Annotated in this window: 8 protein-coding genes and 1 pseudogene; 3 read left to right on the forward strand and 6 right to left on the reverse strand. The window is 65.3% G+C overall.

Going from position 1 to position 8,007, the window contains the following annotated elements; all coding sequences use genetic code 11:
• Nucleotides 1–292: 292 nt before the first annotated feature.
• Nucleotides 293–2,392 (reverse strand): sodium-translocating pyrophosphatase, encoded by a 2,100-nt coding sequence (locus tag AC16XC_RS00805; protein ID WP_484032730.1) that lies wholly within the window; start codon nt 2,390–2,392, stop codon nt 293–295.
• Between the two features lie 212 nt (nt 2,393–2,604).
• Here AC16XC_RS00805 and AC16XC_RS00810 point away from each other — a divergent pair, with 212 nt between their 5' ends.
• Together AC16XC_RS00810 and AC16XC_RS00815 are read left to right on the forward strand one after the other, a co-directional pair.
• Nucleotides 2,605–2,799: a hypothetical protein gene (locus tag AC16XC_RS00810; protein ID WP_484032731.1), complete on the forward strand. Its 195-nt coding sequence runs from the start codon at nt 2,605–2,607 to the stop codon at nt 2,797–2,799.
• The gene (locus AC16XC_RS00815; protein ID WP_484032732.1) at nt 2,796–3,773 is read left to right on the forward strand and encodes a fatty acid desaturase; all 978 of its coding nucleotides are present in this window, start codon (nt 2,796–2,798) and stop codon (nt 3,771–3,773) included. Before AC16XC_RS00810 ends, AC16XC_RS00815 begins: the two co-directional genes overlap by 4 nt.
• Before the next feature lie 121 nt (nt 3,774–3,894).
• Here AC16XC_RS00815 and thiL read toward each other — a convergent pair whose 3' ends face one another.
• From thiL to hisG, 5 genes and pseudogenes are all read right to left on the reverse strand, one after another.
• Nucleotides 3,895–4,770, reverse strand: coding sequence for a thiamine-phosphate kinase (gene thiL / locus AC16XC_RS00820; protein WP_484032733.1), 876 nt, complete (start codon nt 4,768–4,770; stop codon nt 3,895–3,897).
• Nucleotides 4,767–5,234 (reverse strand): annotated as a pseudogene (locus tag AC16XC_RS00825) (endonuclease domain-containing protein). The gene thiL and the pseudogene AC16XC_RS00825 overlap by 4 nt, the downstream one beginning before the upstream one ends.
• Nucleotides 5,235–5,255: 21 nt before the next feature.
• A complete protein-coding gene (nusB, locus tag AC16XC_RS00830; RefSeq protein ID WP_484032734.1) occupies nt 5,256–5,708 on the reverse strand; it encodes a transcription antitermination factor NusB in 453 nt (150 codons plus the stop codon).
• Complete coding sequence (gene hisD / locus AC16XC_RS00835; protein WP_484032735.1) at nt 5,705–6,988, reverse strand: histidinol dehydrogenase; 1,284 nt, start codon at nt 6,986–6,988, stop codon at nt 5,705–5,707. Before hisD ends, nusB begins: the two co-directional genes overlap by 4 nt.
• Nucleotides 6,985–7,641, reverse strand: coding sequence for an ATP phosphoribosyltransferase (gene hisG / locus AC16XC_RS00840; RefSeq protein ID WP_484032736.1), 657 nt, complete (start codon nt 7,639–7,641; stop codon nt 6,985–6,987). Before hisG ends, hisD begins: the two co-directional genes overlap by 4 nt.
• A 35-nt stretch (nt 7,642–7,676) precedes the next feature.
• On the opposite strand from hisG, the gene AC16XC_RS00845 reads away from it, so the two are divergent.
• The coding region (locus AC16XC_RS00845; RefSeq protein WP_484032737.1) for a DUF2332 family protein at nt 7,677–8,007 on the forward strand (331 nt) is incomplete at its 3' end.

Consider the following 8,007-nt stretch of genomic DNA (forward strand, 5'->3'; position numbering starts at 1 on the left):
CCGGTGAAATGATCGTCCTCGCCCGGTTCGAGCCGAAGCAGTTCGAGCAGGTCCTCGACCAGCTGTTCCGGGGTGGGGAAGGTTTCGGTAGTCATCTGCAACCGGATTTGCGGCGCGCGGCGCGAATGTCAACGCCATCCAGCGGCAATCGCCGGCCCGTCAACGGAAAGGCCCCGCCCGGCGGCTTGCCAGGCGGGGCCCTCCAGTCCCTGCTCGCAAGCTCCCGCGAAGGCGGGAGCCTGGAGCCATTTGGCACGAGGTCCCCGCCTTCGCGGGGACTCACACCCGCGCCTCAGCCGTGGGCGAGCGCCGCGAGCAGCAGCAGCGCCACGATATTGGTGATCTTGATCATCGGGTTGACGGCCGGACCGGCGGTGTCCTTATAGGGATCGCCGACCGTGTCGCCGGTCACCGCGGCCTTGTGGGCTTCCGAGCCCTTGCCGCCGTGATGGCCGTCTTCGATGTACTTCTTGGCGTTGTCCCATGCGCCGCCGCCCGAAGTCATCGAGATCGCGACAAACAGCCCGCCGACGATCACGCCGAGGAGCAGCGCGCCCAGCGCGGCGAAGCCATTGGCTTGGCCAGCAACCAGCGTGATCACGAAATAGACCGCGATCGGCGCGAGCACCGGCAGCAGCGACGGAACGATCATTTCCTTGATCGCCGCCTTGGTCACCAGGTCGACCGTCTTGGCATAGTTCGGCCGGCTGGTGCCGGCCATGATGCCCGGATCGTTTGCGAACTGGTCGCGCACATCGATCACCACGTCGCCCGCCGCACGTCCGACCGCCGTCATGCCCAGCGCGCCGAACAGGTACGGCAGCAGCGCACCGAGGAACAGGCCGACGATGACATAGGGATTTTCGAGGCTGAAATCGACGGTGACGCCGGGGAAGTACAGCCCGAGGTCGGTGGTATAGGCACCGAACAGGACCAGCGCGGCCAATCCGGCGGAACCGATGGCATAGCCCTTGGTCACGGCCTTGGTGGTGTTGCCGACCGCATCGAGCAGGTCGGTCTTCTCGCGCACGCTGTCGTCGAGACCGGCCATTTCGGCGATCCCGCCGGCATTGTCGGTCACCGGGCCATAGGCGTCGAGCGCCACGACCATCCCGGCCAGCGCCAGCATCGAAGTCGCCGCGAAGGCGATCCCGATCAGTCCGGCGAGCTGGTAGGCGATGATGATCCCGGCGCAGATCAGCAGCGTCGGCAGCGCGGTCGCTTCGAGACTGATCGCCAGGCCCTGGATCACATTCGTGCCATGGCCGGTTTCCGAAGCCTTGGCGATCGAACGGACCGGGCGATAATTGGTGCCGGTATAATATTCGGTGATCCAGATGATCACGCCGGTGATGACGAGGCCTAGGAGCGAGCAATAGAACAGCGTGCGGCCGGTAAAGCCGCCGACATCCGTCTCCATCCCGCCCAGCGCATAGTCGGTGGCGAACCAGATCAGGATGGCGGAAAGCACCGCGGAGACCGCGAAGCCCTTGTACATTGCGCCCATGACATTGTTCGATTTGCCGAGCTTGACGAAATAGGTACCGACGATCGAGGCAACGATGCACACACCGCCGATGAACAGCGGCAGGGCCATCAGGTTTCCGAGCAAGTCACCCGCGCCGGTCACCAGCAAGGCGATCAGCACCATCGTCGCGCCGACGGTAACGACATAGGTCTCGAACAAATCGGCGGCCATGCCGGCGCAGTCGCCGACATTGTCGCCGACATTGTCGGCGATCACGGCCGGGTTGCGGGGGTCGTCCTCGGGAATGCCTGCTTCGACCTTGCCGACGAGGTCGGCGCCGACGTCGGCAGCCTTGGTGAAGATGCCGCCGCCCAGCCGCGCGAAGATCGAGATCAGCGAGGCGCCGAAGGCGAGGGCCACCAGCGCATCGATCACTTCGCGGCTGTTGACCGCATGGCCGGCAATCGCGGTCAGGTAGTGATAGAACACCGCGATCGCGAGCAGCGCGAGGCCCGCCACCAGCAGGCCGGTGATCGCGCCCGCGCGGAAGGCAAGGGTCAGGCCCTGCTGCAGGCCCTGGCTGGCGGCTTGTGCAGTGCGGACATTCGAGCGCACCGAGATGTTCATGCCGATATAGCCGGCCGCGCCCGAAAGCACGGCGCCGATCACGAAGCCGAGCGCCGAAGTGACGCCCAGGAAATAGCCGACCAGCGCGGCGACCACCACGCCGACCATGGCGATGGTGCGATATTGGCGACCGAGATAGGCCTTGGCGCCTTCCTGGATCGCACCTGCGATTTCCTGCATTTTTTCATTGCCGGCGCTGGAACCCAGCACCTGGCGGCTGGTGACGAAGCCGTAGACAATGGCAAGCAGCCCCAGCACGATCGAAATTACCACGAGGTCCACGAAACTCTCCCCCATTGGAATCAAATATGGCGGCACCGGAAGGCCCGGGCCGCAGGTGCGAGGTCGCTAGAGCGGGCAGCGGCACGAAGCAAGGGGAAAAAGGCCGGTTTCCCCGCTTCCCGCCGGTAATTCGGGGACTGTAGGGGCAGCAGCACAAATGTCACAACTATTACGGATAAACCCATGGAATCTTGCGCCTTCCAATGGTTTATGCGAAGTTTACCATAATGACCGAAGCAATTCGCAAATTGTTCCTGGTGATGCCCTTCCTGTTCGGCATCGGTTTCATCGCGCCGCTGGTCGCGCAAGCGATGGCCGCAACCGGGATCGAGGCACCGTTTGGCCTGAGCCGGATCGGCTTCGGCCTGCTGTTCGGCGGCGCCTGGGGGCTCTACGCGAACCTCAAGGGGCGCTGGATATGACCGACGGCCCCTTGCGGGACGACCTGGCCGATCCGGTCGCTGCCGCGATCATCGCCCCGCTCGAGGACGGCCCGATCGTCGGCCTCGCGGGGGACGACCGGCTCGACCGGCATACCCGCAACGAACTGATCCGCGAGGAGCGCGAGATCGCGATGCGCTTCCATGGCGGGCGGACCTGGGTCTATGCCGCGCTCACGGTGGTGTGCTTCGCTGTCTGGCTGAGCTTCTTCCCGCTGGTGCTGATGGATGTGCTGAGCGGCTGGTGGCTGCTCCCGGCCTGCGCCTATGCCACTTTCGTCTGTGCCTATGGCTTCATCCCGAGCCACGAGGCGATGCATTCGAACATCTATCGCCGGGGACACAAGCTCCACTGGATCAACGAGCTGACCGGGTTCCTTGCGACGATCCCGATTGCGCTCGGCTTCGGCGTCGCCCGGCTGACCCATATGGAGCATCACCGCTACACCAACGATGTCGAGAAGGACCCGGACTATACCGACGGGGCCGAAAACTGGTGGAAGGCGATCGTCAAGACCTGGTGGAACCGCCAGCCAGGCGTCGAAGGCTCGGTGATGCGCTACAAGCGGATGATGGCCGATATGGACACGCCGGCTTCGCGTGCCGCGGCGAGGGAAACCACGATCCTGCAGCTGGTGATGTTCGCCACGCTCTTTTCTTTCGCCTGGCTGGGCTATGCGATCGAGGTCGCCCTGATCTGGTGGCTGCCGCGCCAGCTCGGCCTCAGCTGGATCCGCTTCTGGCTCAGCTGGGCGCCGCACCACCCGCAGCGCAAGGGGCGCTACGAGAACACCCGCATCTTCAAGGCGCGGCTCGGCTATTGGGCGTCGATGGCGATGGAATACCACCTCATCCACCACCTTTATCCGGGCATTCCCAACCACCGCCAGCGCGAGGCGTTCCATGCGCTGAGAGACGTGTTGGCGCGCCAGGGGGTGGACGTTTCAGCGCATTGAAGATCCTCCCCCATCGGGGGAGGGGAACCATCCGCAGGATGGTGGAGGGGTATCCCCGCCAATGGTTACGCCCCTCCGTCAGCCGCTCGCGCGGCTGCCACCACCCCTTCGAGGGGAGGATTTACCCATGTTCGTAGCCGAGGTTGTCGGCCTCGGTCAGCGGCTTTCCGTCGAGGGTGACCGGCGCGCCCGAGGCCGGTTCGACCGAGCCGATCCGCGTCGCGGGGACGGGCGGTTCGACCCCTTCGGGCAGGGTGAACAGCAATTCGTAATCGTCGCCCCAGCGCAGCGCGTCCATGCGGCGGTCCTCCGGTGTGGCGATCGGCACGGCGGCGCTGTCGATGGCCATGGTCACACCGCTCGCCCTGGCCATCCGCGCGGCATCGAGCAGCAACCCGTCGGAAATATCCATCATCGCGGTGACATGTGGCGCAAGCGCCTGGCCTTCGGCCAGCCGCGCCAGCGGGCGGAGATAGGCTCCGGTGTCGCCGGCGCCGCCCTGCTTCAGCGCTTCGAAGCCCAGCAGCGCCGCGCCCAATTGCCCGGTGACGAAAATTGCATCGCCCTGCCGTGCATCGGCGCGCGATGGAACGGGAGTGTGGACGGCCTCGCCAATAGCGGTCAGGTCGAATGTGCGGGGCGGACCGCCCGAAGACGTGTCGCCGCCGAGCAGCGGCACGCCATAATGGTCGAGCACGTCTTCTAGGCCTTCGACAAAGCGTTGCTGGCCTTCTCCGAGCATGAAGCCGAGCAGCACGCCGAGCGGCTCGGCGCCCTTGGCGGCAAGATCGGAGAGGTTCACGGCGACGAGCTTCCAGGCGATGTCGGCCATGTCTGTCCCGGGCAGGAAATGCACCCCTTCGACCACCAAGTCATGGGTCAGCACGATCGCCTTGCCGCCGATTTCGAGCACAGCGGCATCGTCCATGAGGCCCCGCGCGGCGGGATGCGTGGCAAGGCCCCTGAGGGAGTGGATGAAGGCGGTCTCTCCTGTCATTCTTCTTCCCCCTTGATGGGGGAAGGATGCGGAGGCTTGGCAGCTTGCTGCCTCGTCGGAGCTGGATGGGGGTGCCTGCTCGAAATCCACTCTCTGAGACGCGCCATGCAACCTTCTCCGTTCTCGAGCACATCGTGATTCCAAAATCGGAGCACGCGATAGCCCTCTGTCTCGATCATTGTAGTTCGATCTGCATCTACTGCTTCGGTATGCTGACCTCCATCGACTTTAATTACCAAGCGGAGTCTATGGCTGGCGAATTAAGCGATATGCTGCCTAATTGGGACTTGCCTGCGAAACCTTCCGTCTGGAATCGCTTCTTTGAGCAGGCTCCACATCTTGCGCTCGGCATCCGTCCCATTGCGGCGCAGATGTCGCGCTCTCGCTTTGGCACCAAGAGGAGTGCACTTTTTCATTTGCGGTCGGGATAGCGGTGAATTCACCCCCACCCAACCCTCCCCCATCAAGGGGGAGGGCTTGCTAGCTCAACCTCTTACTTCCTTCGCCACCGCATCGAGCACGCCGTTGACGAACTTCGCTTCGGGCGGGTCGAAAAAGGCGTGCGCGACATCGACATATTCGCTGATCGCGCTGCCGACCGGGACATCGGGCCGGGCAATCAGCTCGTAGGCGCCGCAGCGCAGGATCTGGAGCATGGTGCGGTCGAGCCGCTCGAGGCTCCAGTTTTCCGACAGCCGGTGGGTCAAGAGCTCGTCGATCTCCTCGAGTCTGGCAATCGTGCCGCTGACCACGTCATCGAAAAATTCGGCTTCCGCCTCGGCCAGCTGCTCGTCGTCGATATCGCGCCCCAGCCGGTGCCGGTGGAACTGGTCGAGCAGGCTGGCGGTGGGGGTCGCATCCATCTCGTGCTGGTAGAGCGCCTGGACCGCGGCAAGCCGCGCGGCGGAGCGGGATTGCGAACGCTTGGGTGAGCTCATTTGAGCCTCTGCGCGACCGATCTGGCGTGCGCCGGGAGCCCTTCCATTTCGGCGAGGCGGACCGCCGCCGGGCCGATCCTGCCGAGCGCGTCCTCGTCGAGCGCGATGAAGCTGGTGCGCTTCATGAAGTCGAGCACCGACAGCCCGGATGAGAAGCGCGCGCGCCGCCCGGTCGGAAGCACATGGTTCGGCCCGGCGACATAGTCGCCGACCGCTTCGGGGGTCATCCGCCCGAGGAACACGCTCCCCGCATGGCGGATCTGCGCGAACAGGGCTTCTGGATCGTCGGTCGCGATCTCGACATGTTCGGCGGCCAGCGCATTGGCGAGCGCCGGAGCCTCGCCCAGATGGTCGACCGTGACGACCAGCCCATGGGTGTTCCAGCTGGCCTGCGCGGTGTTGCTGGTGGCGAGCTCGGCGGCCTGCCTGGCCACTTCGGCTTCGACCCGGTCCGCGAAATCCGGATCGTCGGTGATCAGGATCGCCTGCGAGCTCGGATCGTGCTCGGCCTGGCTGAGCAGGTCGGCGGCGATCCAGGCCGGATCGTTCTTGCCGTCCGCGATCACCAGGATCTCGCTCGGTCCGGCGACCATGTCGATTCCGACCACGCCGTAAAGCTGGCGCTTGGCCTCGGCGACCCAGGCATTGCCCGGGCCGGTGATGACATCGACCGGGGTAATCCGCTCGGTCCCGTAGGCGAGCGCGCCGATCGCTTGCGCGCCGCCGATGCGCCAGATCTCGTCGATCCCGGCGATATGCGCCGCGGCGAGAACGAGGTCGTTGACTTCGCCGCGCGGGGTGGGGGTGACCACCACCAGCCTCCCGACGCCTGCAACCTTGGCCGGGATTGCGTTCATCAGCAGCGAGGAGGGATAGGCCGCCCGGCCTCCGGGAACATAGAGCCCGGCCGCATCGATCGGAGTCCATTTGGCGCCGAGGCGGACCCCCGCAGCGTCCCGGTAATCGCGATCCTGCGGCAATTGCGCCTCGTGATAGGCGCGGATTCGCGCTGCCGCGAGGTCGAGCGCGTCGCGCAGCTCGGGATCGAGTGCCGCGTAAGCCGCAGCACAGGCTTCGGGCTGGATGGTCCAGTCGGGGCCGAGTGAAAATCCGTCGAGGCGCGAGGTGTATTCGAGCACCGCCTCGTCGCCGCGCACCCGCACTTCCTTGAGGATCGCACGAACCGTTTCGGCAACATCCTCGTCGCTTTCGCGGCGATCGCTCACAATCCGGGCGAACTGGACCAGGAATTCGGGATCGGACGAGGCCAGCCGCTTCATTGGACTTCCTGCCCGGTCGCCCTGCGGAAGGCATCGACCAACGCGCCGACCCGCGGGTCGGTCTTGAGCGCGGCGCGGTTCACCACCAGGCGCGAGGAAACCTGCATGATTGTGCCGCTTTCGACGAGGCCGTTGTCGGCCAGCGTCTGCCCGGTCGAGACCAGGTCGACGATCCTCTGGCAAAGGCCGAGGCTCGGCGCCAGCTCCATCGCGCCATTGAGCTTGACGCATTCGGCTTGCACGCCTTGCCGCTCGAACCAGGCCTTGGTGAGGTTGGGATATTTGGTCGCGATCCTGATGTGGCTGGTTCGCCCGATCGGCTCGAGCTTTGCTCCTTCGGGCTCGGCAACCGAGAGACGGCATCGCCCGATCTCGAGATCGACCGGGGCATAGAGGTCGGGGTAATCGAACTCCTCGACCACGTCGGAGCCTACAATCCCCGCCTGGGCCGCGCCATTGGCGACAAAGGTCGCGACATCGAAGGCGCGTACGCGGATGATCCGCATCCCGCCGTCTTCGCTCGCGAAACTGAGCGCGCGGTTGGCCTTGTCGTGGAAGGCAGCTTCGGGCACGACCCCGGCACGCGCCATCACCGGCAGCGCTTCCTCGAGGATGCGGCCCTTGGGAACGGCGAATGTGAGCGCGTCGGACATGGCGCGCGCATTAGGCAAGGCGCCGGGAAAGGGCAATGAGTTTGGCGGAAAAGCGCGTCATGGAAATCGTCGGCGTGGACGAGGCGCTCGCATGGCAGGCCCAACATGCCACCAGGGCCGATGCGCCCTGCACCGGGCGCGTGATCATGGCGCTGCGCGCGGTCCTCGGGACCGATACCGAAGTCGCGCGGCGGATGGAGAACTGGCCCGGGCTGGCGCTCGAAGATGCGATGCCGCTAAGGATCGCGGGCGGCATTCACAACCTCTATCTGACCGGCGACGCGCCCGAACTGGGCCCGGTCTATTCGGGCGCGATCACCGAGCAGGAGCGGGTAGATTCGATCGTGACCCTGCTGGTGAGGCATT

This window comes from Candidatus Andeanibacterium sp., from assembly GCF_057143545.1.